Below are 24,538 nucleotides of genomic sequence, written 5' to 3'. Positions count from 1 at the left end.
CCGATTGCGGGCAGTGCCCATCGCAACGACAGTCATCAATGTCCTCACCTCCTGATTCCGCCGGCTTCCGTGCCGCGCTTCCGTGTCGCACGCGTCACTGCGGCGTGCGGACGGTGGTCACATTAGCCCGGCCCCGGGGAGCGGCGTCAACAGCTTTTCCGCGCACCTCCGATGGAGGCGTCCGGGGAACGGCCGGGCCGGGGCGTTCGCCGGAGTTACCCGTAGATCTCCCTCGATCGGGTGATACGCATGCATAGCGCCCGGTCCGGGGCCGTTAGGGTGCCGAGCATGACCACACCCCAGGCCTCCACCGGCACGTTCACACAAGCCCAGTTGGGCACCCAGATCCTGATCGGCTGGAGCGGCCGGCAGCCCGACGCCGACCAGGACACCGCCTTCCTCCTCGCCTACTCGCTCGGCGACGGGCAGGACGGCCCGGAGGTCGGCCGCGAGGCCATGCGCGCCGCGCTGGAGCGCGCGGGCCTCCATGTCGGCGGCTCGATCCAGGACGCGGCCGAGACCCCGGGCATCCAGGCGAAGCTCCTCGTCCAGGCGGGGCGCGCCGTCCTGACGCTGCCTCACCTCACGGCGCAGTACCCCGCCCCCGCGGAGTGGCTGGCCGCCGCCCAGGCGCAGGGTCAGGTGTACGGGATGTTCGCCACCAGCCCGTGGCCGGACGCCCTTCCCGGACAGCCGGTCGGCGAGGACCGGTTGCGGGCCTTCGCCGCCGACGAGGAGGTCGTCCGCACCGCCGCCCACTGCCTGCTCCCGGTCCGCTCCCTGGGCTGAGCACCCGACCGCCGCCCCGCGCACACCCCCGCGCACACGACGAGGCCCACCACCCCCCGTGGAGTGGTGGGCCTCGCCCGTGCGTCCGTGTCACGGAAACGCGGACGGGCGGCCCGGAGTGTGATCTCCGGACCGCCCGCGCTCGGTACGTCAGTTGTTGCCGACGCCGTTGCCCGAGAGGACCGGGATGTCGTCCAGGACGTGCGACAGCGGCTCGTCGCCCTTGGCCTGGGTGGAGTTGTCGGCGCACTGCTGGTTCTGCGGGTTGGACAGGACGTTGATGTCCTGGACCGCGACCGGCACGAGGCCGACGAGCGAACCGACGTTGGCCTTGGCCGGCAGGCCGATGCAGAGCTTGTTCAGCGTGCCCTGCACGAGCTGGTTCTGCGGGCTCCAGTCGCCCTTGGTCTCGGCGTTGCCGAACTCCGACTCGGCGCCGTTGCCGTTGACCGTGGTGGTGCCACCGTCGTTGCCGATCGCCATCGCCGCGGGAGCCGCGGCCGCGGACAGACCGAGCAGGGACACGGCCACTGCAGCGCCGGCCATCATCTTCTTCATCAAGCTTCACCTTTCGGAACGTCCCGTTGTGGAACGTACTGATCAACCGACGCGGACCGTGATCGGTTGCGCAGTACCACTCAAATGGGTTCGATCCGGCGCAAGGTCGACGCCGACGTTCACGTCCCGGCGGCCTCGTCCGACGACCGGGCCGCCGGGACGAAGCCGCCGCGGGGGGCGACCGGCGCGCAGGGCGCTTCCGGTTGCCGGGGGGCTTCCGGCGCCGGGTCGTGTCCGGCCGCCCGCCACTCGGCGACGAGCCGGTCGTAGATCGGCGTGCCGCTCGGTGCGGGCTGCTGCACTCTGTGCTGCGGGGGCTGACTGCCGTACGGATCCATGGAGATGCCCTACCCGGGCGGGGACGGACCGTCAGCGGCGCTACGGCATCCGGCCCAACCGTCCGCCGCGCGTCCGGGCCGGTCTCCGCGCGGGATGTGCCGGGCATGCCGAAGGGCCAGCCCGTCCGGTCCGGCGAAGAACGGTCGCCGTACGGAGGGGCTGGCCCCGGGGTCGTGCCGCGCGGCGTCAGTTGTTGGCGACGCCGTTGCCCGAGAGGATCGGGATGTTGTCCAGGATGTGCGACAGGGCCTCGTCACCCTTGGCCTGGGTGGAGTTCTCGGTGCACTGCTGGTTCTGCGGGGAGGACAGGACGTTGATGTCCTGGACGGCGATCGGCACGACACCGACGAGGGAGCCGAGGTTCGCCTTGGCGGGCAGGCCGATGCAGGGCTTGTTCAGCGAGCCCTGGATGAGCGCGAACTGCGGGCTCCAGTCGCCGTGGGTGGCGGAGTTGCCGTAGGCCTGCGAGGCGCCGTTGCCGTTGATCGACGTGGTGCCGCCGTCGTTGCCGATGGCCATGGCGGAGGGGGCGGCCGCAGCGGAGGCACCGACGACCGAGGCAGCGACGGCTGCCGAGGCCATAATCTTCTTGATCATGAAAAGCCCTTCTGGATGAAACGTGTGCCCGCCTGTCCGGAGCGATCTGATCAACTCGTCGCGGCGGGATCTGGTTATGCCCATTCACTCGAACGGTGCTTTTCCTTCTGCGCGTCCACGAGAACGCGGACAGGCACCGGAGGAAGGGGCCGGCGAAAGAGCCGGCGGAACTGCCGTCCTTCGACGGTCAGCCGCCGAGAGGCACTCCACCGAGCAGCGGGGCGGCGCCCTCGGCCACACCGGTGGCCTCGCCCGCCAGCTTGCCGACCGTGCCGTCCTTCGAGACCGTCTCGGTGGTGTCGCCGACGGTCTCGACCAGCGGGTCCACGACCTGCGGGGCGCTGGCCATGACCTGGTTGAGGCCGCGGTCGAGGCTGAAGTTGGGGGCCATGGCGTCAGTAGCGGCGAAGGCGGGAGCGGCCGCTCCGAGGGCGGCCACGGAACCGGCAACGAGCGCGGCGGTCTTCGCGTACTTCACTTGGGGAATCCCTTCTGCGCGGCATCTGTTTCGGTCACGTTCCCGTGCCGCACACAAGCCTTCTTTACCTGTGACTCCTGCCGCTTTCTCCCTGAATAACGATCAGGTCGCTTTCGGGAAACTGTGGGGCGCGGGCTTTCTCCGGCGTCGGTTGCGAAGCCGGTCGCGGGGCCGGTCCACGAAAAGGGCCCCGGACGGTATTCACCGTCCGGGGCCCACCGGTTACGGGCACGCGGCCCGGCCGGTCAGAGGGTCACTTGTTGATGCAGGTGTTGCCGAAGGCCGGGTTCAGCGCACCGATCACGTTGACGGTGTTGCCGCAGACGTTGACCGGAATGTGGATCGGGGCCTGGAGGATGTTGCCCGACAGCACGCCCGGGGAGTGCGCGGCAATGGCCTCGGCGCCCGAGTCGGCCATGGCCGGCGCGGCGACGCCCATCGCCATGAGCGTTCCGGCGGCGACGGCGGCAATCTTGGTGTACTTCACTTTTCGTCCCTTTCCTCGGCGGAGTCCGGTGCGGTCACGACTTTCGTGCCGCCCGAGCAGGGTCCTGATCGCTCGTGACTCCGGCGCTGTCATTCGTAACGATGAACATCCGTGATCGAAACTCTCCCGGGAGCGGATTTCCGGAGAACCGCCCGAATGCCGCAATGCCCGGGACAGCAGCGGGCCCGAGCCGCTCGGTGGAGGAACGCCGAGGGCCCGGGCCCGGGTATTTCAGCCGTATCAGCCGTTGTTGGCGCCGTTGCCCGAGAGGATCGGGATGTCGTCCAGGATGTGCGACAGAGCCTCGTCACCCTTGGCCTGGGTGGAGTTCTCGGTGCACTGCTGGTTCTGCGGGGAGGACAGGACGTTGACGTCCTGGACCGAGATCGGCACGAGGCCGACGAGCGAACCGGCGTTGGCCTTCAGCGGCAGACCGACGCAGGGCTTGTTCAGCGAGCCCTGGACCAGGCCGAACTGCGGGCTCCAGTCGCCGTGGGTCTCGGCGTTGCCGAAGGACTGCGAAGCGCCGTTGCCGTTGACCGAGGTCGTGCCTCCGTCGTTGCCGATCGCCATGGCCTGCGTCGCGCCGAGACCGAGGATGGAGGCGGCGACAGCGCCCGTAGCCAGAACCTTCTTGATCACGATTAACCCTTCTCGTACCGATTGCCCCGCGGTGGAGCGCCCTGGTCAACTCGCCACCCGGCGTTTGGTTCCGCCCATTCACCCGAATGCCGGACACGGGAACGGCCCCCACTCCTGTTCGCACGGCCACCTGTTCGTTCGTGAAGAAATTGCGCACGCCCCCTCCGGGGCTTTTCGCCCGAACGGGTGGACGAGATCCGATGACGCTGACCTCGCGACCTATCCGGAGAGGGCCTTTTCTTGTGGTCAACACCGGCAGAGGACGGCCCAGTTGGGGACGAATCGTTTTTCTTGCTCTGCGAACCGGGATGCGCGGGATCCATGAGCACCACCCGTTCGGGTGATTACACAACTTCCACGCAACTCCAAGTTTCCCGCACGGTTCCGAGTCGTTATGGCAGTCGTCCAGCGCGCACGTCTTCACCACTTTCACCACGGCTTCCCGCGGGATACGGCTGCGGCATCGGCTCCGCCCGATGGCTGCCCGTTCCTCCGCGCGCGAAGCACCCACGCGATGTCCTCGCGAATGTCCTAAGAAAGGGCAAGTAATGCGACAGGTCTTGAACAGAAGCATGATCGTCATGGCGGCCGCATCGGGCCTCCTGGCGGCGGTGGGCGGCACCGCACACGCCGACGCGTCGGCCGAGGGGGCGGCCGTCGGTTCGCCGGGGGTCGGGTCGGGCAACGCCGTGCAGGTGCCGGTGCACGTCCCGGTCAATGTGTGCGGCAACACCGTCAATGTGATCGCCCTGCTGAACCCGGCCTTCGGCAACAAGTGCGTGAACGCCGACGGCCCGAAGCACCACCACCCGCCGGTGGACAAGCCGCCGGTCGACGAGCCGCCGGTGGATGAGCCGCCCGTGGACGAACCCCCGGTCGACGAGCCGCCCGTCGATGAACCCCCGGTCGACGAGCCTCCGGTGGACGAACCGCCCGTGGACGAGCCTCCGGTGGACGAGCCCCCCGTCGACGAGCCGCCGGTGGACGAGCCCCCGGTGGATGAGCCGCCGGTCGACGAGCCCCCGGTGGACCAGCCGCCCGTCGACGAGCCGCCGACCGACACCCCCGGTACCGACACCCCCGGCTCGGACACTCCTGGCTCGGACGTTCCCGGTTCCGGCACGCCCGGGTCCAACACCCCGGACGCGCACCTCGCCGACACCGGTGCCGCCGACCTGGGTCTGGCCGCCGGCGCGAGCGCCGCGCTGCTGCTCGGTGGTGCGGTGCTGATGCGCCGCACGCGCAACGCGCGGGACTGATAGAGCTCCCGCGGAAGAACGAGGTCCGGCCGGACAGCGGGGACTGTCCGGCCGGACCTTCTGTGTGCGCGGCGGCCGGTTCTCCCGGGGCTCCGGGCGCGGTGATGGAACGATGGCCCGGAACACCGGGAGCGAGCGGGACGACGGGAAGGGCCGGGGACGTGGCAACAGCGTTACGTATCGGGGTGGTCGGCGGCAGTATCGCGGGGTGCGCGGCGGCCGTCGCGGGCTCACGGGCCGGGGCGGACGTCACCGTGTACGAGCGGAGTGACGCCGAGCTCCAGGACCGGGGGTTCGGCATCGTGATCCCGCCGCCGCTGCACGCGGAGCTGGTCGGGTCCGGCTATCTGGACGCGGGGATGCCGACGGCCCCGGTGGGGACGCGGATCTGGCTGACCCGGGAGCCCGGCGGCCGGTCGGCGCGGGAGCTGGCCCGGCAGCCCTCCCCTGTGACCCCGTGCAACTGGGGTGTTCTGTGGCGGTCGTTGCGCGCGAGCGCCGGGGACGTGCGTGATGTGCGCTATCTGCGGGGGCAGCCGGTGGTCTCGGTCGGCCTGGACGGAGCCGGCGGGGCGGTGATCACCACCGCACGGGGCGAGGAACCGTACGACGTGGTCGTGGGCGCCGACGGGCACGCGTCGGCCACCCGGCAGTTGCTCGCCCCGGGACTGCGGCCGGAGCCCGCCCCGTATCTGGTCTGGCGCGGCGCGATTCCGCTCGGCGCGCTGGCCGGGCACCCCCGGGAGCTGGAGCTGCTGCGCACCGCGTGGGTGACCCTGGGCCACCCCGGCGGGCACGGCATCTTCTACCTGATCCCGGGCGGCCCGCAGGACGGCGACGGAAGTGGCGGTGAGGGCAACCGGCTGCTCGCGTACGCCATTTACGGCCGGCCGCCCGAGGGGGCCGAGCCAGGTCCGTATGTGCACGAGCTGGCGCGGGAGCACTTTCCGGCGGCGTGGGCGGACATCGTCGCGCGGGGCGGGCGGCGGGCGGCGGTCTGTCACCCGGTCACCGATGTGCGGGCCCCCCGGGTGGCCCGGCCGCCGCTGCTGCTGGCCGGGGACGCGGCCGGGGTGACCAGGCCGCATACCGCCACCGGCGCGGTCAAGGCCCTGCAGGACGCCCTGTGCCTGGAACGGGTGCTCCGCGAGGGGCGGCAGGATCTCTCCGCCGCGCTGGAGCGGTACGCGGACGAACGCACGGCGGCCGGCGCCCACTTGGTGGAGCTGGGCCGGCGGATGGGGCGCGCCCTGGTCGAGGAGACCCCCGACTGGCCGGCGATGGGGCAGGACGAGGTGGACGCCTGGTTCCGCGGGGTGCTGGCGGGGACGCGGCACTACCTCTACGAGGAGGCCGCGGCCACGGATGCGCGTACGGATGCGAGCGCGGGCACGGGCACGGGGGCGGCCTTCGGCCGGTGATGCGCGGAGGCGCTCCGACCGCCTTCAGTCCGCGATGCGCTCGAAGACCGCCGCGAGGCCCTGGCCGCCGCCGATGCACATCGTCTCCAGGCCGTACCGGGCCTCGCGGCGGTGGAGCTCGCGGGTGAGGGTGGCGAGGATGCGGGCTCCGGTGGCGCCGACCGGGTGGCCCAGCGAGATGCCCGAGCCGTTGACGTTGATCCGCTGTTCGTGGTCGGTGTCGCCGAGGCCCAACTCCCGTGTGCAGGCCAGCACCTGGGCGGCGAACGCCTCGTTCAGCTCGATCAGGTCGAGGTCGGCGAGGGTGAGGCCCGCCCGGTCGAGGGCGGTGCGGGTGGCGGCGACGGGGGCGATGCCCATCGTCGCGGCGGGGACACCGGCGCGGGCGAAGGAGACGAGGCGGACGAGCGGGGTGAGGCCGAGCCGTTCGGCGGTTTCGGCGCTGGTGACCAGACAGGCGGCGGCCGCGTCGTTCTGGCCGCTGGCGTTGCCGGCGGTGACGGTGGCGTCCGGGTCGGATTTCGCCATCACCGGCCGGAGCGCGGCGAGTTGCTCGGCCGTGGTGTCGGGCCGGGGGTGCTCGTCGGCGGTGACGGTCGTCTCGCCCCTGCGGGTGCGTACGGTGACGGGCACGGTCTCCGCGTCGTACCGGCCCTCGGCGGCGGCGCGGGCGGCGCGCCGCTGGGAGCGCAGGGCCAGGGCGTCCTGGTCGGCTCGGCCGATGCCGTACTCCCGGCGCAGGTTCTCCGCCGTCTCGATCATGCCGCCGGGGACCGGGTGGTTGACGCCTCCGGCGGTGACGCGGCCCCGGGCGAGGGCGTCGTGGAGCTGGAGGCCGGGGCCCTTGATGCCCCAGCGGCCGTCGTGGGTGTAGTAGGGGGCGGCGCTCATGACGTCGACCCCGCCCGCGATCACGACGTCGCTGAAGCCGGCCCGGATCTGCATGGCCGCGTCCAGCACCGCCTGGAGTCCGGAGCCGCAGCGGCGGTCGATCTGGGAGCCGGTGACCGTGGTGGGCAGTCCGGCGTCCAGGGCGGCGACCCGGCCGATCGCGGGGGCCTCGCTGGTCGGGTAGGCGTGGCCGAGGATCACCTCGTCGACCCGGGCGGGGTCGATGCCGGTACGGGCGACGATCTCCGCGATGACGTGTGCGGCCAGCGCGGCCGGGGTCTGCTGGGCGAAGGCCCCGCCGAACCGGCCGATGGGGGTACGCAGGGGTTCGCAGATGACGACGTCGAGCGGCACGGCGGGGCCTTCCTCGGGGTGACGACGGGCGGCATGGGCGCAGGGTGGTGGGACGACCTTCGCATTACGTCACTGAGTCGGTCCAATATCGAATGCGTACGGCATTGAGAGCCTGCCTGTCTCAATCGCGGTTTCGCACGGGTGTCGGCAGGGCGTCCTCCGCCACGGCGAGCACCGCGCGCAGGGCGGCGGAGGGGTTGTCGGCGCGCCAGGCGAGGGCGGCCCGCAGGCGGATGGGCGGCCCGGCGAGAGGGCGGTAGACCAGGCCGTTCTGCTGGATGTGCTGGACCGAGGTGACCGTGAGGGTGACGCCGACCCCGGCGGCGACCAGGGCGAGGATCGTGTACGAGTCGGGGGCCTCCTGGACGACGCGCGGGGTGAACCCGGCGCTCTCGCAGGCCTCGGTCATGGCGTCGCGGACGGTGGAGCCGGAGTTGGCCGGGAAGGAGACGAACGGTTCACCGGCGAGCACGGCGAGCGGCACGGTGTCCCGCCGGGCGAGCGGGTGGTCGAAGGGCAGGGCGCAGACCAGCTCCTCCTCGTCGATCACGCGGTGGGCGACGCCGGGACGGGTCACCGGCAGCCGGACGAAGCCGAGGTCGAGCGAGCCGTCCGCGACCCGGGACAGGGCGGTGTTGGCGTACGTCTGGCCGGTCATGACGAGTTCGAGCCCGGGGTGGGCGGCGCGTACGGCCCGGGTGAGCCGGGGCAGCGTCTCGTGGCTGGAGGCCCCGGCGAAGCCGATGGTGACCCGGCCGTACTCGCCGATCCCCGCCGACCGCGCGGCCCGGACGGCGGTGTCGAGATCGTCGAGGACGGTCCGTACGGGTTCGAGGAAGCACTCCCCCGCGCTGGTGAGCCGGACAGAGCGGGTGTTGCGGTGGAAGAGCTGGACGCCGAGCTCCTTCTCCAGTTGGCGGATCTGCTGGCTCAGCGGCGGCTGGGCCATCTGGAGCCGCTTGGCCGCCCGGCCGAAGTGCAGTTCCTCGGCCACGGCGAGGAACGCCTTGAGGTGGCGTAGTTCCATGCGGACACCCCCGCGTGTCATTGATACTCCCGGCGTCTTGATCCGACCTTAATTCGGTATTGGACAGCCATCAATGGGCGCTGACACCGTGGGGCCGGCGTATGCGGACGATGGCGTGTACGGACGATGAGGAGAACCGTGGACCGGACGGCCGGCAAGGTCATGTCGATGAGGGAGGCTGTCGCCGCCTTCGTCCATGACGGGGACACCGTGAGCCTGGAGGGGTTCACCCATCTCATCCCGACCGCCGCGGGCCACGAGATCATCCGGCAGGGCCGGCGCGGGCTCACCGTCGTACGGATGACGGCGGACATCGTGGTGGACCAGATGCTGGCGGCCGGCTGTGTGACGCGGCTGGTCTCGTCCTTCGTGGGCAACTCCTCCGCCGGTTCGCTCGGTGAGCTGCGGCGGCGGATCGAGCGGGCCGATCCGGAGCCGCTGGCGTTCGAGGAGTACAGCCACTACGGGATGGTGTGCCGGTATCTCGCCGGTGCGCAGCGGCTGCCGTTCCATCCGCTGCGCTCGTACGGCGGCAGCGATCTGCCCTCGGTCAACCCGGGTATCCGCAAGGTGACTTCGCCCTATCCCGGGCCGGACGGGCAGGAACCCGAGCAGATCTATGTGGTGCCGCCGGTCAACCCGGACGTGACGATCGTCCACGCGCAGCGCGCCGACCGCCGGGGCAACACCCAGATCTGGGGGCTGACCGGGGTGCAGGCCGAGGCGGTGTACGCGGCGGACCGGGCGGTCGTGGTGGTGGAGGAGTTGGTCGCGGACGAGGTGGTCCGCTCGGACCCGAACCGCACGCTGATCCCGGCGCACGCGGTGGACGCGGTGGTGGTCTGCCCGCGCGGGGCGCATCCCTCGTTCGCGCAGGGCTACTACGACCGGGACAACGCCTTCTACCGGTCCTGGTCCGCGATCAGCGCGGACCCGGTGCGGCTGCGGGAGTGGCTGGAGGAATGGGTGTACGGAACGGCCGACCACGCGGAGTACGCGGCGAAGCTGGGCGAGGCGTACTGGGCGGGGCTCGCGGTCGGCGAGGCGCTGAGCGAGCCGGTGGACTACGGGCGGCGGCTGTGAGCGGGCAGGACACGGAGGCCACCCGGTCCGTGACCTCCTCCGAGCTGCTGTCCGTCGTCGCCTCGCGTGAACTGGCGGGCCGCCGCACGGTGTTCGCGGGAATCGGGCTGCCGACGCTGGCGGCCGAGCTGGCGCGGCTGACCGTCGCCCCGGGCATCGAGGTGGTGTACGAGTCCGGGGTCTGCGGGGCGCACCCCTCCCAGCTGCCGGAGACCATCGCGGACGCCGTCCTGATCACGGGGGCCGAGGCGGTGGTGTCGATGCCCACGCTGTTCGGCTCGGTGCTCCAGGGCGGCCACATCGACGTGGGTTTCCTGGGGGCCGCGCAGATCGACCGCTGGGGCAACCTCAACACCTCGGTCATCGGGGACTGGGACCGCCCGGCGGTTCGGCTGCCGGGTTCCGGGGGCGCGGTCGAGGTGATGGCGAACGCCCGGGAGGTGTTCGTCGTGATGCGCCGCCACACGCCGCGTTCCTTCGCCGGCGCCCTGGACTTCTGCACCACGCCGGGCCCGGAACGGGCGCTGGCGGACGGGATCCGCCCGCTGGGCATCGGCGTCACCCGGGTCGTGACCGAGCTGGGCGTCCTCGCCCGGGAGGGCGTCGGCGACGAGCTGCGGCTGGTCGCCGTGCATCCCGGCGTCACCGTCGAGCAGGTCCGGGCCGCGACCGGGTGGGACCTGGGGACGGCCGGCCCGGTCGCGACGACGGCCCCGCCGACCGCCGCGGAGCTGCTGCTCCTGCGTGAGGATGTCGACCCCGGCCGTGTCTATCTCCGTTGAAGAACCACATCTGAAGAACCACCTCCGAAGAACCACCTCCGCCTCTGTGGAAAGGGCTCTCACCGCCATGCGTATCAGGATCGTCGGAGCAGGGGCCATGGGCCGCGGCATCGCCCAGTGGGCGGCGAGCGCCGGACACACCGTCGAGCTCGGGGACGTACGGCCCGAGGCGGTGACGGAGGCGCTGGGCTTCGTCGCCTCGATGCTGGACCGGGCGGTCGCCAAGGGCCGGATGTCCGCCGCCGACCGGGACGGGGCCGTGGCCCGGCTGGTGCCGCTCGCCGAGCCGTGGGCGGCGGGACCGGAGGTGGAGCTGGTGATCGAGGCCGTACGGGAGGATCTGGCGACCAAGGCCGAGGTGTTCGGGAAGCTGGAGCGGGCGCTGCCCTCCTCCGCCGTCTTCGCGACCAACACCTCCTCCCTGTCGGTGACCCGGATCGCCGCGACGCTCCAGGACCCCTCGCGCCTGGCCGGGCTGCACTTCTTCAACCCGGTGCCGCTGATGCGGATCGTGGAGGTGGTGCCGGGCGCGGCCACCCGTCCGGAGATCCCGGCCCTGCTGACCGGGCTGGTGGAGGGGTGCGGGCACAAGGCGGTGACCGTCGCCGACACCCCCGGGTTCCTGGTGAACCACGCCGGGCGGGGGCTGGTGACCGAGGCGCTCGCGCTGCTGGAGGAGTCGGTGGCGGACCCGGCGGAGATCGACCGGATCGCCCGGGACGTGCTGGGGCTGCGGATGGGCCCCTTCGAGCTGATGGATCTGACCGGTCTCGATGTGACGGCCGCGGTGATCGACTCGATCTGGCAGGGCTTCCGGTACGAGGACCGGCTGCGCCCGTCGTTCCTCACCCCGAACCGGGTGGTGGCGGGGCTGCACGGCCGCAAGACGGGCCGGGGCTGGTACGCGTACGGCGACGGGGCGTCCGGCCCCGCGCCGGAGAGCGCGGTCACCGGGGACGCGGACCGTCCGGTGTGCCTGGTGCCGGGCGGGCGGCCGGAGACCGCCGCGTACGAGGAGACGCTGACCGGTGCGCTGGAGGCGGCGGGGGTCCGCGTCGAGCGGGGCGCGGGGCCGTCTTCCCGGGCCGTGGTGCTGGTGCCCGTCTGGGGGACGTCGGTGTCGGCGGCGGTCGCGGAGGGAGCGCTGCCCCGGGACCGTACGTTCGGCGTGGAGGTGCTGCCGGCGGCGGGGCGGCGGCGGGTCCTCGCGGTGACGGCGGCCGGTGATCCGGTGGCCGCCCGGGACGCGCGGGCGGTGCTGGCGCGGGCGGCCGAGGGCGGTGAGCCGTACGCGGTGTCGGTGGTGCGGGACACCGCGGGCTCGGTCGCGCAGCGGCTGCTGTCCTCCGTCGTCGCGGTCGGCTGCTCGATCGCTGAGCGCTCGCTGGCCACGCCCGCCGACATCGATCTGGCGGTGACCACGGGGCTCGGCTATCCGGCCGGTCCACTGGCCTGGGGCGAGCGGGTCGGGGCCGTGACGATGCTGGGGCTCCAGCGGTCGCTGCACGCGACGACGGGCGACCCGCGCCACCGGCCGACGCGGTGGATCACGGAGCGGGCCGCCCTGGGCCTCGCGCTGACCGACCCGGGGACCTCGCCCGCCGACTGCCTGGGGTGAGGGCCGCGCCACGCGTTCCCGGGTGACCGATTCGTACAAGACGGCCGGTACGCCGGGTGCCTACGGTCGGGGCATGACTCCACGATTCGACGCGATCAGCATCATCACGGCCGACCTGGCGGCCTCGCTCGCCTTCTACCGCAGGCTCGGCCTCGACATCCCCGACGGGGCGGAGTCCGCGCCCCATGTCGAGGTGCCCCTGCCGGGCGGGCAGCGGCTCCTGTGGGACACGGAGGAGGTCATCGCCTCGTTCGACCCCGGCTGGAAGCGCCCGGCGGGCGGTGAGCGGCTCGGGCTGGCCTTCGTCTGCGACAGCCCGCAGGAGGTGGACTCGCTGTACGCGGAGCTCACCGGATCCGGGTACACCGGGCATCTGAAGCCGTGGGACGCGGTGTGGGGGCAGCGCTACGCGGTCGTGCTGGACCCGGACGGCTGCGGGGTCTCGCTGTTCGCCGCGGCCGACGCCTCGTAGCGCCCGAAGTAGGCGCCGAGCGTCGTCCCGGCGAGGTCGCGCATCTCGCGCGCCAGGTGTGCCTGGTCGACGCAGCCCGCCGCGCAGGCCGCTTCGGCGTACGGGAGGCCGGTGCGGACGAGGGCCAGGGCGCGTTGGAGGCGGAGGACCCGGGCCAGTGTTTTGGGGCCGTAGCCGAAGGCGGCGAGGGAGCGGCGGTGCAGTTGGCGGGCGCCGAGGCCGACCTCGGCGGCCGTCGACGCGACGGATCTGCCGCACCGCAGCCGGTCGGCGACGGCCACCGTGAGCGGGTCCGGCGGGCCGGTGTCGGCGGCCCGGCCCAGGGCGAAGTCCTCCAGGGCGGCGGCGGGGTCGGCAGCCCGGTCGATGCGCCCGGTGAGCTGCCGGACGGCGGTACGGGACCAGAGGTCGGCGAGTTCGACCCGGTGGTCGCGGAGTTCGTACGCCGGTACGCCGAGGAGTACGGGGGCGGTGCCGGGCGCGAGGCGGATCGCGGCGCAGGAGCCGCGGTTGTCGGGGCCGACCTGGAAGGCGTGGGTGTCGGGTCCGGCGACGACCAGGCGTCCGGCGGTCCAGATCAGGTCCATACAGCCGTCGGGCAGGACGGACCGGGCGGGCTGTCGCAAACCGGGCGGGACGTCCAGGGTCCAGACGACGGCCCCGTCCAGGCGGGAGGGCCGTTCCTGGTAGCGCGGCCGTTCCCGGTGGCGCCGGTGTCGCTGGTCGGGCTGGTGTTCCCGGGGCATGCCTCCACGCTAGCGCGAGGTCAGGGGGCGGGGGGTTCCTTGGTCCCCCTGCTCTCCTTCGCGCTCTCCTTCGCGCTCTCCTTCGCGTCCTTGGGGTCCTTCTCCCAGGTCGCGTGCAGCCGGGACTTCACGTCGTCGGGCGGCAGGAAGCGGGACCAGCGCTCGGGGAACTCGGAGGGCATGTACGCGGGGCCGTCGTCCTCGTCCTCGTCGTCGTCCGTGCTCTCGTAGCCGGCCGAGCGGGTGCGGGCGACGAACTCGGCGGCCTGCGCGGCCCGGACGCGTTCGGTGGCCTCGCGGGCGGCGGCCGTGGCGAGCGAGGGCCACACCCGGTCGATGGCCGCGTTGACCGCGGCGCCGACCAGGACCGCGAAGGCGGAGATGCCGATCCACAGGAGGACGGCGATCGGTGCCGCCAAGGAGCCGTAGATGGTCGGGCCCTCGACCGTGTTGGTCAGGTAGATCCGCAGCAGGAAGCTGCCGAGGACCCACATGCCGAGCGCCACCAGCGCTCCGGGCACATCCTCGATCCAGGGTGAACGCACCGGCACGGACACGTGGTAGAGCGTCGTGAGGAACGCGACGGTCAGCAGCATCACGAGTGGCCAGTACAGGACGGCTATGACCTCGGTGCCCCAGGGCACGAACTCGACCACCCGGTCCGGGCCGACGACCAGCAGCGGCAGCACCACCGCGCCGAGCAGCAGGGCGACGACGTACAGCAGGAAGGCCAGCAGCCGGGTCTTGACGATGCCGCGGTGGCCGTCGAGGCCGTACATCACGGTGATGGTGTCGATGAAGACGTTCACCGCGCGGGAGCCGGACCACAGGGCGATGGCGAAGCCGATGGAGATGACGTCGGGGCGGGCCCCGGTCGTGACGTCGGCGAGCAGCGGTTTGGCGAAGTCGTTGACCCCGCGCTCGGACAGCACCGTCTGGGCGGCGGAGAGGATGTTGCGCTCGATGGAGGCGACCGTGGTGGTGGTCGTCCACTCGTCGACGTAACCGAGCAGTCCGATCATGCCGAGCAGCAGCGGGGGCAGCGAGAGCAGGGTGAAGAACGCCGCCTCGGCCGCGAGCCCCAGAATGCGGTACTCGATGCACGAGTTGACGGTGTCCTTCAGCAAGTGCCACACCATCCGCCGTTTGGAGACGTTGCGGTAGAGCACTCGCGCCCGGTGGAGCCGGCCCGGTGACCGCTCGGGTGTTTCCTTTGCTGCCTGCACCTCCTTACCGTATCGGCATGGCAGCCACCACCCACACCGTGACCAATCAGGTTCCGCCGCTGGTCGGCTATGACGTCTTCGCCTCCGACCTGGCGCTGTCCGAGGCCGTCGAGCGGCACATCGAGCCCGGAGTCCTGCCCGGGGCGCTGGAGGAACTCGGGGAGCTCGGCCGGTCCGCCGGCTCCGCCCAGGCCCAGGAATGGGGTGTGCAGGCGAACGCGTATCCGCCCGTCCTGCGCACCCATGACCGTTATGGGCATCGCATCGACGAGGTGGAGTTCCACCCGGCCTGGCACCGGCTGCTGGGGCACGCGGTCGAGGCCGGGCTGACGGACGCCTGGGGGCGTCCGGCCGGTCATGTCCGGCGCGCGGCGGGGTTCCTGGTCTGGACGCAGGCCGAGGCGGGGCACGGCTGCCCGCTGTCGATGACGCATGCCGCGGTGCCCGCGCTGCGGACCGATCCGGCGCTGGCGGCCGAGTGGGAGCCGCTGCTGACCTCGCACGCGTACGAGGAGGGGTTGCGGCCCGCCGGGCAGAAGAGCGGGGTGCTCCTCGGGATGGGCATGACCGAGAAGCAGGGCGGCACCGACGTGCGGTCCAACACGACGCGGGCGGAACCGCTGTCCGGCGAGGGCGAGTATCTGCTCACCGGGCACAAGTGGTTCTGCTCGGCGCCGATGTCGGACGGCTTCCTGGTGCTGGCGCAGGCGCCGGGCGGACTGAGCTGCTTCCTGGTGCCTCGGGTGCTCCCGGACGGTACGCGCAACGTCTTCGCGATCCAGCGGCTCAAGGACAAGCTCGGCAACCGGTCCAACGCCTCCGGCGAGGTGGAGTTCGACGGGACCTGGGCCCGCCGGGTCGGTGCGGAGGGGCGCGGGGTGCGCACCATCATCGAGATGGTGGCGGCCACCCGGCTGGACTGCGTGGTGGGTTCGGCGGCGCTGATGCGGCAGGCGGTGGCGCAGGCGATCCATCACAGCGCCTACCGCACCGCGTTCGGCGGGCTGCTGATCGACAAGCCGCTGATGCGCAACGTGCTGGCGGATCTGGCGCTGGAGTCGGAGGCGGCGACGGTGCTGGCGATGCGGCTGGCCTCCGCGTACGACACGGACACCGAGGAGGACCGGGCCTTCCTGCGGCTCGCGGTGCCCGCGGCGAAGTACTGGGTCACCAAGCGGTGTACGGCGGTCGTCGGTGAGGCGCTGGAGTGCCTGGGCGGCAACGGGTACGTGGAGGAGTCCGGGATGCCCCGGCTGTTGCGCGAGGCGCCGCTCAACTCGATCTGGGAGGGCTCGGGCAATGTGCAGGCGCTGGACGTGCTGCGGGCGCTGCAGCGGGAGCCGCGGGCGCTGGACGCGTTCCTGCGCGAGGTGGGCAAGGCGCGCGGGGCCGATCACCGGCTGGACGCGGCCATCAAGGATCTGCTGACGGAGCTGGCCGATCTGGAGGGCATCGAGGCGCGGGCCCGGCGGCTGGTGGAGCGGATCGCGCTGGTGCTCCAGGGTTCGCTGCTGGTGCGCTGGGCTCCGCCGGAGGTGTCCGACGCGTTCTGCGCCTCGCGGCTCGGCCGGGACTGGGGCACCGGGTTCGGGACGCTGCCGCACACGCTGGATCTGGCCTCGGTGGTGGCGCGGGCCCGGCCGGCCTCCTGAGGGAGAAGCGACGGAGGGTGGTGCTGCGCCGACACGGCACCACCCTCCATGCTTGTGCGACACCGGGCGACCGGGACAGGCCCGGCGCACAGTGTTCCTGTCAGTCTTGTACGGACCCGCAGGACTTCGCCAGAGTTGCAAAGGGTTGCAACCATTGTGTGGACTGCTCGGCGGCCCGGTCCGGTGAACGGCAGGATGGGCCGGACCGGGGAGCGGGAAGCGTTCGGGGGGAACGGGGACCATGACGGACACAGGTTCTGCGGGGGTGGTGCGGGTGACGGGTCAGGGGGCGGGCCGCCAGGCGACCCGGCTGCTCCACCGGGCGCGGGAGGCCCGGCTGACGGGCGAACGGTCCGCCGTCGCGCCCCGGGCCGAGATCGACGCCTCCTGGGACCGTGTCGTGCGCAGCGGTATCGATCCCGACCAGTCGCCGGAGAGCGAGCTGCTCGAGGCGGACGAGATCGAGCACCGCCGTCACAGCACGGCGCTCGGCGAACTGATGCCGTTGCTGCGGGCGGGCCTGGCCTCGATCGCGGACGCCGCGCAGCAGATCATGGTGGTGACCGACGCCGAGGGCCGGGTGCTGTGGCGGCAGGGCAACACGGGGGTGCTGCGCCGGGCCCACGACATCTGCCTGGAGGAGGGTGCCGCCTGGGCCGAGGCGGCGACCGGGACGAACGCGATCGGGACGGCGCTGGCCGCCCGGGTCCCCATCCAGGTCCACTCGGCCGAGCACTTCATCCGGGCGCTGCACGGCTGGACCTGTGCGGCGGCCCCGGTGCGGGATCCCCGCGACGGCCGGCTGATCGGGATCGTGGACATCAGCGGTCCGGCGTCCACCTTCCATCCGGCGACGCTGGCCCTGGTCGACTCGGTGGCCCGGCTCGCCGAGGGGGAGATCCGCATCCGCCACCTCGCGGAGATCGAGCGGCTGCGCGCGGTGGCCGCGCCAATCCTGTGCCGGATCGGCGGGCGGGCGCTGGCGGTGGATGTGCACGGGCGGCTGGCGGCGGTGACCGGGATGGCCCCGGTGGACCGGCTGCCGCTGCCGAAGTCGCTGCGGCCGGGTGCGGTGTGGCTGCCCTCGCTCGGGATGTGCCAGGTCGAGCCGCTGCCGGGCGGCTGGCTGGTGCAGGTGGACGACGGCGGGGAGCGGGGGGCGCCGCGCCGGGTGGTGCTGGATCTGAGCCGGTCCCGGGCGCTCGCCGTGCATCTGACCGGGCCGCTGGGGAGCCGCACGCAGCGGCTCTCGCCGCGTCACGCGGAGCTGCTGTACGCGCTGGCGGTGCACCGGCAGGGGCGGACGGCCTCGGAGCTGGCGCGGGACATCTTCGGGGACGCGACCCGGACGGTGACGGTCCGGGCCGAGGTCTCCCGGCTGCGGCGTCATCTGGCGGAGGTCCTGGCCCACCGCCCGTACCGCTTCGGGGACGGGGTGGAGGTGGAGGTGATCCACCCGGAGCACGGTGCGGATCTGCTGCCGCACTCCCTGGCGCCGGTGGTGGCGGAGGCCCGCAGGACGGCTCGGGCCACCTGAGCGGGGGCGGCCGGGCCCCGGCGGGCGGTCCGGGCGGGGGTCGCTGTGCACGGGCGGGCGGGGGCATGGTTTTCTGGCCGTCATGAGCGACATCCCGCAGCCCGCAGCGCCGACCACCGAGGTGACCGTCTGGTCGCTGGAGCAGACCTCGCCCGCCGATCTGCGTCCGGCGGTCGCGCCGGAGGGCGATGTGCGCATCGTCCGGTCCGAGATTCCGCTGCCGGAGTTCAGCCGCTTCCTCTACTCCGCCGTGGGCGGGGACATCCGCTGGACCGACCGGCTGAGCCTGACGTACGCCCAGTGGCAGGAGGCCCTGGAGCGGCCCGGGGCGGAGACCTGGGTGGCGTACGAGAACGGGACGCCGGCCGGGTATGTGGAGCTGGACGCGCAGGACGACGGCGTGGTCGAGATCATGTACTTCGGGCTGATCCCGGCGTTCCGGGGCCGGCGGATCGGCGGTCACCTCCTCAGTTACGGGGTGGCGCGCGCCTGGGACCTGGCGGAGCGCTGGCCCGAGCGTCCGGCGACGAAGCGGGTGTGGCTGCACACCTGCTCGAAGGACGGCCCGCACGCGATGGACAACTACCTCCGGCGCGGCTTCCGGCTCTTCGACACGAAGACCGAGGTGGAGCCGGAGGTGGCGACGCCCGGTCCGTGGCCCGGGGCGTACGCCTCCTGACCGTCCGGTCGTCCTGATCGCCGGGAGTCCGGGGGCGGTGGAGCCACCGCCCCCCTTTTCCGGGCCTCGCGCGGGCGATTTGTCGCCAATGCCGTCGGCGCACACCGTGACGAGCACCACATCGTCCCATCATTCGAGACTCAGCCGTCCACATAGCGGATAGTGGTGGACTGCTCAGAGATACGCGTGACACGCTTCCGTCATGTCTGGAACTGGAATTGCCTTGGTGAGTCGACGCCACGTCGACCTCGGCCGCATGTCCAGCGCCATCTGTCCGGCGCGCTGAGAGACCCAGCACCCGCCGCACCCTCTTACCTCTGAACCGCCCTGCGCACCGCCGCGCCTCAGCGCGAGTGTGCCGCTCAGAGCCGCCCTCCCGCAGTCCCGAAGGACGTATTGCCATGGCCGCTACCCCGGAACAGCCTGCGACCGCCACGCCCCGCCGCAAGGCCGGACGGCACCGTGGTGAAGGTCAGTGGGCCGTGGGCCACCACACGCCCCTCAATGGGAACGAGCAGTTCAAGAAGGACGACGACGGTCTCAACGTACGGACACGTATTGAGACGATCTACTCCAAGCGCGGCTTCGACTCCATCGACCCGAACGACCTGCGCGGACGCATGCGCTGGTGGGGGCTGTACACCCAGCGCAAGCCCGGCATCGACGGCGGCAAGACGGCCGTGCTGGAGCCGGAGGAGCTGGACGACAAGTACTTCATGCTGCGCGTCCGCATCGACGGCGGCCGGCTGACCACGCAGCAACTGCGGGTGATCGGTGAGATCTCCCAGGAGTTCGCGCGCGGGACCGCCGACCTCACCGACCGGCAGAACGTGCAGTACCACTGGATCCGCATCGAGGACGTGCCGGAGATCTGGCGACGGCTCGAAGAGGTGGGCCTGTCCACCACCGAAGCCTGCGGCGACACGCCCCGCGTGATCCTCGGCTCCCCCGTCGCGGGCATCGCCGAGAACGAGATCATCGACGGCACGCCCGCGATCGACGAGATCCAGCGCCGGTTCATCGGCAACCCCGACTTCTCCAACCTGCCCCGCAAGTTCAAGTCGGCCGTCTCCGGCTCCCCGCAGCTGGACGTGGCGCACGAGATCAACGACATCGCCTTCGTCGGCGTGAACCACCCGGAGCACGGCCCCGGCTTCGACCTCTGGGTCGGCGGCGGCCTCTCCACCAACCCCAAGCTCGGGGTCCGGCTCGGCGCCTGGGTGCCGCTGGACGAGGTGGCCGACGTGTACGGCGGGGTCATCGGGATCTTCCGTGACTACGGCTACCGCCGGCTGCGCACCCGCGCCCGGCTGAAGTTCCTGGTCGCGGACTGGGGCCCGGAGAAGTTCCGCCAGGTCCTGGAGGACGACTACCTCCAGCGCAAGCTGATCGACGGCCCCGCGCCCGAGCAGCCCACCCAGACCTGGCGCGACCACCTCGGGGTGCACCGCCAGAAGGACGGCCGCTTCTACGTCGGCTTCGCCGCGCGGGTGGGCCGGGTCGACGGCGCCACGCTCACCAAGATCGCCGAGGTGGCCGAGGCGCACGGCTCGGGCCGGGTGCGGACCACCGCCGAGCAGAAGATGATCGTGCTGGACGTGGCCGAGGAGCAGGTGGAGTCCCTGGTCGCCGGTCTGGAGGCGCTCGACCTCAAGGTCACCCCGTCCCCGTTCCGACGCGGCACGATGGCCTGCACCGGCATCGAGTTCTGCAAGCTGGCGATCGTCGAGACGAAGGCGCGCGGCGCCTCCCTCATCGACGAACTGGAGCGCCGCATCCCGGAGTTCGACCACCCGATCACCATCAACATCAACGGCTGCCCGAACGCCTGCGCCCGGATCCAGGTCGCCGACATCGGCCTCAAGGGCCAGCTGATGCTGGACGGCGAGGGCAACCAGGTCGAGGGCTACCAGGTGCACCTCGGCGGTGCGCTCGGCCTGGAGGCCGGGTTCGGCCGCAAGGTCCGTGGCCTGAAGGTCACGTCGGCCGAACTGCCGGACTACGTCGAGCGGGTGCTCGGCCGCTTCCAGGAGGAGCGCGAGGACGGCGAGCGCTTCGCGACCTGGGCCGCGCGCGCCAGTGCGGAGTCGCTGTCATGAGCGAGCGAGCCGCCCCGTTCTACTGCCCGTACTGCGGCGACGAGGACCTGCGCCCCAACGAGACCGGTCACGGCGCCTGGGAATGCGCTTCCTGCAACCGTGCGTTCCAGCTGAAGTTCCTGGGTCTGCTGACCCGGGGCGTTCAGCGCAACGACGGTGAAGGGGACGGGATATGACGGACACTCTGCTGAGTGGCGAGCTCACCGACCGGGAGCTCCAGGAGCTGGCCGAGCGGGCCGGACGGGAGCTGGAGGACGCCTCCGCCACCGAGATCCTGAAGTGGGCGACCGACACGTTCGGGCCGCGCTTCTGCGTCACCTCCTCGATGGAGGACGCCGTGGTCGCGCACCTGGCGTCGCGGGTGCTGCCGGGCGTGGACGTGGTGTTCCTGGACACCGGCTACCACTTCCCGGAGACCATCGGGACGCGGGACGCGGTGGACGCCGTGATGGACGTCAACGTCATCACGATCACCCCCCGGCAGACCGTGGCCGAGCAGGACGCGGAGCACGGCGAGAAGCTGCACGACCGCGACCCGGACCTGTGCTGCGCGCTGCGCAAGGTCAAGCCGTTGGAGGACGGCCTCACCGCGTACGCCGCGTGGGCGACGGGTCTGCGCCGCGACGAGTCCCCGACCCGGGCGAACACCCCGGTCGTGGGCTGGGACGCCAAGCGCCGCAAGGTGAAGGTCTCCCCCATCGCCCGCTGGACCCAGGACGACGTGGACGCCTACGTCGCCGAGCACGGGGTGCTCACCAACCCGCTGCTGATGGACGGTTACGCCTCCGTCGGCTGCGCGCCCTGCACCCGCCGGGTGCTGGAGGGCGAGGACGCACGGGCCGGCCGCTGGGCCGGACGGGGCAAGACCGAATGCGGGCTGCACGGCTGATGACGACTGATCAGGAGACTTCGATGAGCGTGACGGAGACGGGAGCCACGATCTGGCTGACCGGTCTGCCGAGCGCGGGCAAGACCACCATCGCGTACGAGCTGGCGGGCCGGCTGCGGACCGAGGGCCACAAGGTGGAGGTGCTCGACGGCGACGAGATCCGCGAGTTCCTCTCCGCGGGCCTCGGCTTCTCCCGCGAGGACCGGCACACCAACGTGGCCCGGATCGGCTTCGTCGCCGAACTGCTCGCCGCCAACGGCGTGAAGGTGCTGGTCCCCGTCATCGCCCCGTTCGCCGACAGCCGCGAGGCCGTCCGCAAGCGGCACGCCACCGAGTCCACCAGCTATCTGGAGGTGCACGTCGCGACGCCCGTCGAGGTGTGCTCCGTACGCGATGTGAAGGGGCTGTACGCCAAGCAGGCGGCCGGCGAGCTCACCGGTCTCACCGGGGTCGACGACCCCTACGAGGCCCCCGAATCGCCCGACCTGCGGATCGAGTCGCACCAGCAGACCGTGCAGGAGTCCGCAGCGGCGCTCCACGCGCTGCTCACCGAGAGGGGCCTGGCGTGAGCACCGTCGCCACCGTGCCGGAAGGCACCGTCAACCCGTACGCGCTCAGCCACCTGGACTCCCTGGAGTCGGAGGCGGTCCACATCTTCCGTGAGGTGGCGGGTGAGTTCGAGCGGCCGGTGATCCTGTTCTCCGGCGGCAAGGACTCCATCGTGATGCTGCACCTGGCGCTGAAGGCGTTCGCGCCCGCGCCGGTGCCGTTCACGCTGCTGCACGTGGACACCGGGCACAACTTCCCCGAGGTCCTGGACTACCGCGACCGTACGGTGAAGAAGCACGGGCTGCGGCTGCACGTCGCCTCCGTGCAGGAGTACATCGACGCCGGGAAGCTCCGCGAGCGCCCCGACGGCACCCGCAACCCCCTCCAGACCGTCCCGCTCACCGAGGCGATCCAGCAGCACCGCTTCGACGCGGTGTTCGGCGGCGGGCGGCGCGACGAGGAGAAGGCACGCGCCAAGGAGCGGGTCTTCTCGCTGCGCGACGAGTTCTCGCAGTGGGACCCGCGCCGGCAGCGCCCCGAGCTGTGGCAGCTCTACAACGGCCGGCACGCCCCCGGCGAGCACGTCCGCGTCTTCCCGATCTCCAACTGGACCGAGCTGGACGTCTGGCAGTACATCGAGCGCGAGGGCATCGAGCTCCCGGAGATCTACTTCGCCCATGAGCGCGAGGTCTTCAACCGCAACGGCATGTGGCTGACGGCCGGTCACTGGGGCGGGCCCAAGGACCACGAGTCCACCGAGACCCGTCTGGTGCGCTACCGCACGGTCGGCGACATGTCCTGCACCGGGGCCGTCGACTCCGACGCCACCACGCTGGACGCCGTGATCACCGAGATCGCCGCCTCCCGGCTCACCGAGCGGGGCGCGACCCGCGCCGACGACAAGATGTCCGAGGCCGCGATGGAAGACCGCAAGCGCGAGGGGTACTTCTAACCATGACCACCCAACTTCAGTCGGCCGAGCAGCTTTCGGCCACGACCCTGCTGCGGTTCGCCACCGCCGGGTCGGTCGACGACGGCAAGTCCACCCTCGTGGGACGTCTGCTGCACGACTCCAAGTCGATCCTCACCGACCAGCTGGAGGCCGTCGAGCAGGCCTCGCTGAACCGGGGCCAGGAGGCGCCGGACCTGGCGCTGCTGACCGACGGGCTGCGGGCCGAGCGCGAGCAGGGCATCACCATCGATGTCGCCTACCGCTACTTCGCCACCACGCGGCGCCGGTTCATCCTCGCCGACACCCCGGGCCATGTGCAGTACACCCGCAACATGGTGACCGGCGCCTCCACGGCCGAGCTGGCCGTGGTCCTGGTCGACGCCCGCAACGGGGTCGTCGAGCAGACCCGCCGGCACGCCGCCGTCGCCGCGCTGCTGCGGGTCCCGCATGTGGTGCTGGCGGTCAACAAGATGGACCTGGTCGACTACGCGGAGCCCGTGTTCGCCGCGATAGCCGAGGAGTTCACCGCGTACGCCGCCTCGCTCGGCGTCCCGGAGATCACCGCGATCCCGATCTCGGCGCTGGCCGGGGACAATGTCGTGGAGCCGTCCGCGCACATGGACTGGTACGGCGGGCCGACCGTGCTCGAACACCTGGAGACGGTGCCGGTCAGCCATGACCTCACCGCCTGCCACGCGCGTTTCCCCGTGCAGTACGTGATCCGCCCGCAGAGCGCCGAGCACCCCGACTACCGGGGTTACGCCGGTCAGATCGCGGCCGGGGTGTTCCGGGTCGGCGAGTCCGTCTCCGTACTCCCCTCGGGGCGCACCACCACGATCACGGGCATCGACGCGCTCGGGGAGAGCGTCGACATCGCCTGGGCGCCGCAGTCGGTGACCATCCGGCTCGCCGACGACATCGACATCTCACGCGGCGACCTGATCGCCCCGGTCGACGACGCCCCGCCGGTGACGCAGGACGTCGAGGCGACCGTCTGCCACGTCGCCGACCAGCCCCTCTCGGTGGGCCAGCGGGTGCTGCTCAAGCACACCACCCGTACGGTCAAGGCGATCGTCAAGGACATCCCCTCGCGGCTCACCCTGGACGACCTCTCCCAGCACCCGGCCCCCGGGCAGCTGGTCGCCAACGATATCGGCCGGGTCGTCGTGCGCACCGCCGAGCCGCTCGCGCTCGACGCGTACGCCGACTCCCGGCGCACCGGCTCGTTCCTGCTGATCGACCCGGCGGACGGTACGACGCTGAGCGCCGGCATGGCGGGCGCCTCGTTCGCCGCGGTCGCCGAAGCCGTCGCCCCGGCCGCCGACGACGACGCCGAGTGGGACTTCTGACCGTGACCGACTTCTTCTCCACCTTCGCGAAGGAGGGCGGCCGGGTGGGCAGCGGCGCCCTCG

At 72.0% G+C, this 24,538-nt stretch carries 27 protein-coding genes; 17 read left to right on the top strand and 10 right to left on the bottom strand.

Annotation, left to right across the window (positions count from 1 at the left end):
• Positions 1 to 288: 288 nt before the first annotated feature.
• Positions 289 to 789 (top strand): DUF5949 family protein, encoded by a 501-nt coding sequence (locus ACIQPT_RS03865; RefSeq protein WP_401152411.1) that lies wholly within the window; start codon positions 289 to 291, stop codon positions 787 to 789.
• A gap of 150 nt (positions 790 to 939) precedes the next feature.
• On the opposite strand, the gene ACIQPT_RS03860 is transcribed toward ACIQPT_RS03865, so the two are convergent.
• The 6 genes from ACIQPT_RS03860 to ACIQPT_RS03835 all read right to left on the bottom strand — a co-directional run bounded on the left by ACIQPT_RS03860 (position 940) and on the right by ACIQPT_RS03835 (position 3,890).
• The gene (locus tag ACIQPT_RS03860) at positions 940 to 1,347 is read right to left on the bottom strand and encodes a rodlin (protein ID WP_401152408.1); all 408 of its coding nucleotides are present in this window, start codon (positions 1,345 to 1,347) and stop codon (positions 940 to 942) included.
• A gap of 119 nt (positions 1,348 to 1,466) precedes the next feature.
• Positions 1,467 to 1,685 carry a hypothetical protein gene (locus tag ACIQPT_RS03855; RefSeq protein WP_401152405.1) on the bottom strand — a complete coding sequence of 73 codons (219 nt, stop codon included), beginning with the start codon at positions 1,683 to 1,685 and terminating at the stop codon, positions 1,467 to 1,469.
• A gap of 187 nt (positions 1,686 to 1,872) precedes the next feature.
• Entirely contained in the window at positions 1,873 to 2,283 is a 411-nt protein-coding gene (locus tag ACIQPT_RS03850; protein ID WP_164622047.1) for a rodlin, read from the bottom strand.
• 187 nt (positions 2,284 to 2,470) lie between these two features.
• Positions 2,471 to 2,761 (bottom strand): hypothetical protein, encoded by a 291-nt coding sequence (locus ACIQPT_RS03845; RefSeq protein WP_401152402.1) that lies wholly within the window; start codon positions 2,759 to 2,761, stop codon positions 2,471 to 2,473.
• A gap of 253 nt (positions 2,762 to 3,014) precedes the next feature.
• Entirely contained in the window at positions 3,015 to 3,248 is a 234-nt protein-coding gene (locus ACIQPT_RS03840) for a chaplin (protein ID WP_401152399.1), read from the bottom strand.
• A gap of 240 nt (positions 3,249 to 3,488) precedes the next feature.
• Entirely contained in the window at positions 3,489 to 3,890 is a 402-nt protein-coding gene (locus ACIQPT_RS03835; RefSeq protein WP_030625336.1) for a rodlin, read from the bottom strand.
• A gap of 548 nt (positions 3,891 to 4,438) precedes the next feature.
• Between ACIQPT_RS03835 and ACIQPT_RS03830 the strand changes: the two genes are divergently transcribed.
• Both ACIQPT_RS03830 and ACIQPT_RS03825 read left to right on the top strand, forming a co-directional pair.
• Complete coding sequence (locus ACIQPT_RS03830) at positions 4,439 to 5,149, top strand: chaplin family protein (protein WP_401152395.1); 711 nt, start codon at positions 4,439 to 4,441, stop codon at positions 5,147 to 5,149.
• Positions 5,150 to 5,334: 185 nt separating this feature from the next.
• Complete coding sequence (locus ACIQPT_RS03825; protein ID WP_401152559.1) at positions 5,335 to 6,570, top strand: FAD-dependent monooxygenase; 1,236 nt, start codon at positions 5,335 to 5,337, stop codon at positions 6,568 to 6,570.
• Between the two features lie 24 nt (positions 6,571 to 6,594).
• Here the strand turns inward: ACIQPT_RS03825 and ACIQPT_RS03820 are convergent, their stop codons facing one another.
• Positions 6,595 to 7,815 carry an acetyl-CoA C-acetyltransferase gene (locus ACIQPT_RS03820; protein ID WP_401152392.1) on the bottom strand — a complete coding sequence of 407 codons (1,221 nt, stop codon included), beginning with the start codon at positions 7,813 to 7,815 and terminating at the stop codon, positions 6,595 to 6,597.
• A 121-nt stretch (positions 7,816 to 7,936) separates the two neighbouring features.
• Positions 7,937 to 8,842 (bottom strand): LysR family transcriptional regulator, encoded by a 906-nt coding sequence (locus tag ACIQPT_RS03815; protein ID WP_401152389.1) that lies wholly within the window; start codon positions 8,840 to 8,842, stop codon positions 7,937 to 7,939.
• A gap of 126 nt (positions 8,843 to 8,968) precedes the next feature.
• Here ACIQPT_RS03815 and ACIQPT_RS03810 point away from each other — a divergent pair, with 126 nt between their 5' ends.
• The 4 genes from ACIQPT_RS03810 (at position 8,969) to ACIQPT_RS03795 (ending at position 12,797) form a co-directional block, all read left to right on the top strand.
• On the top strand, positions 8,969 to 9,925 hold the full coding sequence (locus ACIQPT_RS03810; RefSeq protein ID WP_401152387.1) for a CoA transferase subunit A: 957 nt from the start codon (positions 8,969 to 8,971) through the stop codon (positions 9,923 to 9,925).
• Positions 9,922 to 10,707, top strand: a complete 786-nt coding sequence (locus ACIQPT_RS03805; RefSeq protein ID WP_401152384.1) for a CoA-transferase subunit beta — start codon at positions 9,922 to 9,924, stop codon at positions 10,705 to 10,707. Before ACIQPT_RS03810 ends, ACIQPT_RS03805 begins: the two co-directional genes overlap by 4 nt.
• 67 nt (positions 10,708 to 10,774) lie before the next feature.
• On the top strand, positions 10,775 to 12,325 hold the full coding sequence (locus ACIQPT_RS03800; RefSeq protein WP_401152382.1) for a 3-hydroxyacyl-CoA dehydrogenase NAD-binding domain-containing protein: 1,551 nt from the start codon (positions 10,775 to 10,777) through the stop codon (positions 12,323 to 12,325).
• Between the two features lie 73 nt (positions 12,326 to 12,398).
• Positions 12,399 to 12,797: a VOC family protein gene (locus tag ACIQPT_RS03795; RefSeq protein WP_401152379.1), complete on the top strand. Its 399-nt coding sequence runs from the start codon at positions 12,399 to 12,401 to the stop codon at positions 12,795 to 12,797.
• Here ACIQPT_RS03795 and ACIQPT_RS03790 read toward each other — a convergent pair.
• Positions 12,731 to 13,543 carry a DUF6597 domain-containing transcriptional factor gene (locus ACIQPT_RS03790; RefSeq protein ID WP_401152377.1) on the bottom strand — a complete coding sequence of 271 codons (813 nt, stop codon included), beginning with the start codon at positions 13,541 to 13,543 and terminating at the stop codon, positions 12,731 to 12,733. The genes ACIQPT_RS03795 and ACIQPT_RS03790 overlap by 67 nt on opposite strands.
• A 20-nt stretch (positions 13,544 to 13,563) precedes the next feature.
• A complete protein-coding gene (locus ACIQPT_RS03785; RefSeq protein WP_401152557.1) occupies positions 13,564 to 14,712 on the bottom strand; it encodes a YihY/virulence factor BrkB family protein in 1,149 nt (382 codons plus the stop codon).
• Positions 14,713 to 14,786: 74 nt separating this feature from the next.
• On the opposite strand from ACIQPT_RS03785, the gene ACIQPT_RS03780 reads away from it, so the two are divergent.
• From ACIQPT_RS03780 to ACIQPT_RS03735, 10 genes are all read left to right on the top strand, one after another.
• Positions 14,787 to 16,421: an acyl-CoA dehydrogenase family protein gene (locus ACIQPT_RS03780; protein ID WP_401152374.1), complete on the top strand. Its 1,635-nt coding sequence runs from the start codon at positions 14,787 to 14,789 to the stop codon at positions 16,419 to 16,421.
• 241 nt (positions 16,422 to 16,662) lie between these two features.
• Positions 16,663 to 17,958, top strand: coding sequence for a GAF domain-containing protein (locus ACIQPT_RS03775; RefSeq protein ID WP_401152371.1), 1,296 nt, complete (start codon positions 16,663 to 16,665; stop codon positions 17,956 to 17,958).
• A gap of 82 nt (positions 17,959 to 18,040) precedes the next feature.
• Entirely contained in the window at positions 18,041 to 18,637 is a 597-nt protein-coding gene (locus ACIQPT_RS03770; RefSeq protein WP_401152368.1) for a GNAT family N-acetyltransferase, read from the top strand.
• 202 nt (positions 18,638 to 18,839) lie between these two features.
• Positions 18,840 to 18,923, top strand: a complete 84-nt coding sequence (locus ACIQPT_RS03765; RefSeq protein ID WP_310591794.1) for a putative leader peptide — start codon at positions 18,840 to 18,842, stop codon at positions 18,921 to 18,923.
• A 115-nt stretch (positions 18,924 to 19,038) separates the two neighbouring features.
• Positions 19,039 to 20,736, top strand: coding sequence for a nitrite/sulfite reductase (locus ACIQPT_RS03760; RefSeq protein ID WP_401152366.1), 1,698 nt, complete (start codon positions 19,039 to 19,041; stop codon positions 20,734 to 20,736).
• Positions 20,733 to 20,912 carry a hypothetical protein gene (locus tag ACIQPT_RS03755; RefSeq protein WP_018514610.1) on the top strand — a complete coding sequence of 60 codons (180 nt, stop codon included), beginning with the start codon at positions 20,733 to 20,735 and terminating at the stop codon, positions 20,910 to 20,912. Before ACIQPT_RS03760 ends, ACIQPT_RS03755 begins: the two co-directional genes overlap by 4 nt.
• Positions 20,909 to 21,625 (top strand): phosphoadenylyl-sulfate reductase, encoded by a 717-nt coding sequence (locus ACIQPT_RS03750; RefSeq protein WP_401152363.1) that lies wholly within the window; start codon positions 20,909 to 20,911, stop codon positions 21,623 to 21,625. The genes ACIQPT_RS03755 and ACIQPT_RS03750 overlap by 4 nt, the downstream gene beginning before the upstream one ends.
• Positions 21,626 to 21,648: 23 nt before the next feature.
• Positions 21,649 to 22,194 carry an adenylyl-sulfate kinase gene (gene cysC / locus ACIQPT_RS03745; protein ID WP_401152361.1) on the top strand — a complete coding sequence of 182 codons (546 nt, stop codon included), beginning with the start codon at positions 21,649 to 21,651 and terminating at the stop codon, positions 22,192 to 22,194.
• Positions 22,191 to 23,126, top strand: a complete 936-nt coding sequence (gene cysD / locus ACIQPT_RS03740) for a sulfate adenylyltransferase subunit CysD (protein WP_401152358.1) — start codon at positions 22,191 to 22,193, stop codon at positions 23,124 to 23,126. Before cysC ends, cysD begins: the two co-directional genes overlap by 4 nt.
• A gap of 2 nt (positions 23,127 to 23,128) precedes the next feature.
• On the top strand, positions 23,129 to 24,475 hold the full coding sequence (locus ACIQPT_RS03735) for a sulfate adenylyltransferase subunit 1 (protein ID WP_401152356.1): 1,347 nt from the start codon (positions 23,129 to 23,131) through the stop codon (positions 24,473 to 24,475).
• The last annotated feature ends 63 nt before the right edge of the window (positions 24,476 to 24,538 follow it).

This window comes from Streptomyces sp. NPDC091289 (assembly GCF_044757365.1).
Lineage (GTDB): Bacteria > Actinomycetota > Actinomycetes > Streptomycetales > Streptomycetaceae > Streptomyces.
Note: the sequence above shows the minus strand (reverse complement) of the source record. Positions and strands in the feature narration are given on the sequence as shown.

Excerpts from the sequence above, each read along its gene's own strand:
- ACIQPT_RS03865 (WP_401152411.1), top strand. The coding sequence starts at position 289 with ATGACCACACCCCAGGCCTCCACCGGCACGTTCACACAAGCCCAGTTG.
- ACIQPT_RS03860 (WP_401152408.1), bottom strand. The coding sequence starts at position 1,347 with ATGAAGAAGATGATGGCCGGCGCTGCAGTGGCCGTGTCCCTGCTCGGT.
- ACIQPT_RS03855 (WP_401152405.1), bottom strand. The coding sequence starts at position 1,685 with ATGGATCCGTACGGCAGTCAGCCCCCGCAGCACAGAGTGCAGCAGCCC.
- ACIQPT_RS03850 (WP_164622047.1), bottom strand. The coding sequence starts at position 2,283 with ATGATCAAGAAGATTATGGCCTCGGCAGCCGTCGCTGCCTCGGTCGTC.
- ACIQPT_RS03830 (WP_401152395.1), top strand. The coding sequence starts at position 4,439 with ATGCGACAGGTCTTGAACAGAAGCATGATCGTCATGGCGGCCGCATCG.
- ACIQPT_RS03815 (WP_401152389.1), bottom strand. The coding sequence starts at position 8,842 with ATGGAACTACGCCACCTCAAGGCGTTCCTCGCCGTGGCCGAGGAACTG.
- ACIQPT_RS03810 (WP_401152387.1), top strand. The coding sequence starts at position 8,969 with ATGAGGAGAACCGTGGACCGGACGGCCGGCAAGGTCATGTCGATGAGG.
- ACIQPT_RS03800 (WP_401152382.1), top strand. The coding sequence starts at position 10,775 with ATGCGTATCAGGATCGTCGGAGCAGGGGCCATGGGCCGCGGCATCGCC.
- ACIQPT_RS03795 (WP_401152379.1), top strand. The coding sequence starts at position 12,399 with ATGACTCCACGATTCGACGCGATCAGCATCATCACGGCCGACCTGGCG.
- ACIQPT_RS03790 (WP_401152377.1), bottom strand. The coding sequence starts at position 13,543 with ATGCCCCGGGAACACCAGCCCGACCAGCGACACCGGCGCCACCGGGAA.
- ACIQPT_RS03780 (WP_401152374.1), top strand. The coding sequence starts at position 14,787 with ATGGCAGCCACCACCCACACCGTGACCAATCAGGTTCCGCCGCTGGTC.
- ACIQPT_RS03775 (WP_401152371.1), top strand. The coding sequence starts at position 16,663 with ATGACGGACACAGGTTCTGCGGGGGTGGTGCGGGTGACGGGTCAGGGG.
- ACIQPT_RS03770 (WP_401152368.1), top strand. The coding sequence starts at position 18,041 with ATGAGCGACATCCCGCAGCCCGCAGCGCCGACCACCGAGGTGACCGTC.
- ACIQPT_RS03765 (WP_310591794.1), top strand. The coding sequence starts at position 18,840 with ATGTCTGGAACTGGAATTGCCTTGGTGAGTCGACGCCACGTCGACCTC.
- ACIQPT_RS03760 (WP_401152366.1), top strand. The coding sequence starts at position 19,039 with ATGGCCGCTACCCCGGAACAGCCTGCGACCGCCACGCCCCGCCGCAAG.
- ACIQPT_RS03755 (WP_018514610.1), top strand. The coding sequence starts at position 20,733 with ATGAGCGAGCGAGCCGCCCCGTTCTACTGCCCGTACTGCGGCGACGAG.
- ACIQPT_RS03750 (WP_401152363.1), top strand. The coding sequence starts at position 20,909 with ATGACGGACACTCTGCTGAGTGGCGAGCTCACCGACCGGGAGCTCCAG.
- cysC (WP_401152361.1), top strand. The coding sequence starts at position 21,649 with ATGAGCGTGACGGAGACGGGAGCCACGATCTGGCTGACCGGTCTGCCG.
- ACIQPT_RS03735 (WP_401152356.1), top strand. The coding sequence starts at position 23,129 with ATGACCACCCAACTTCAGTCGGCCGAGCAGCTTTCGGCCACGACCCTG.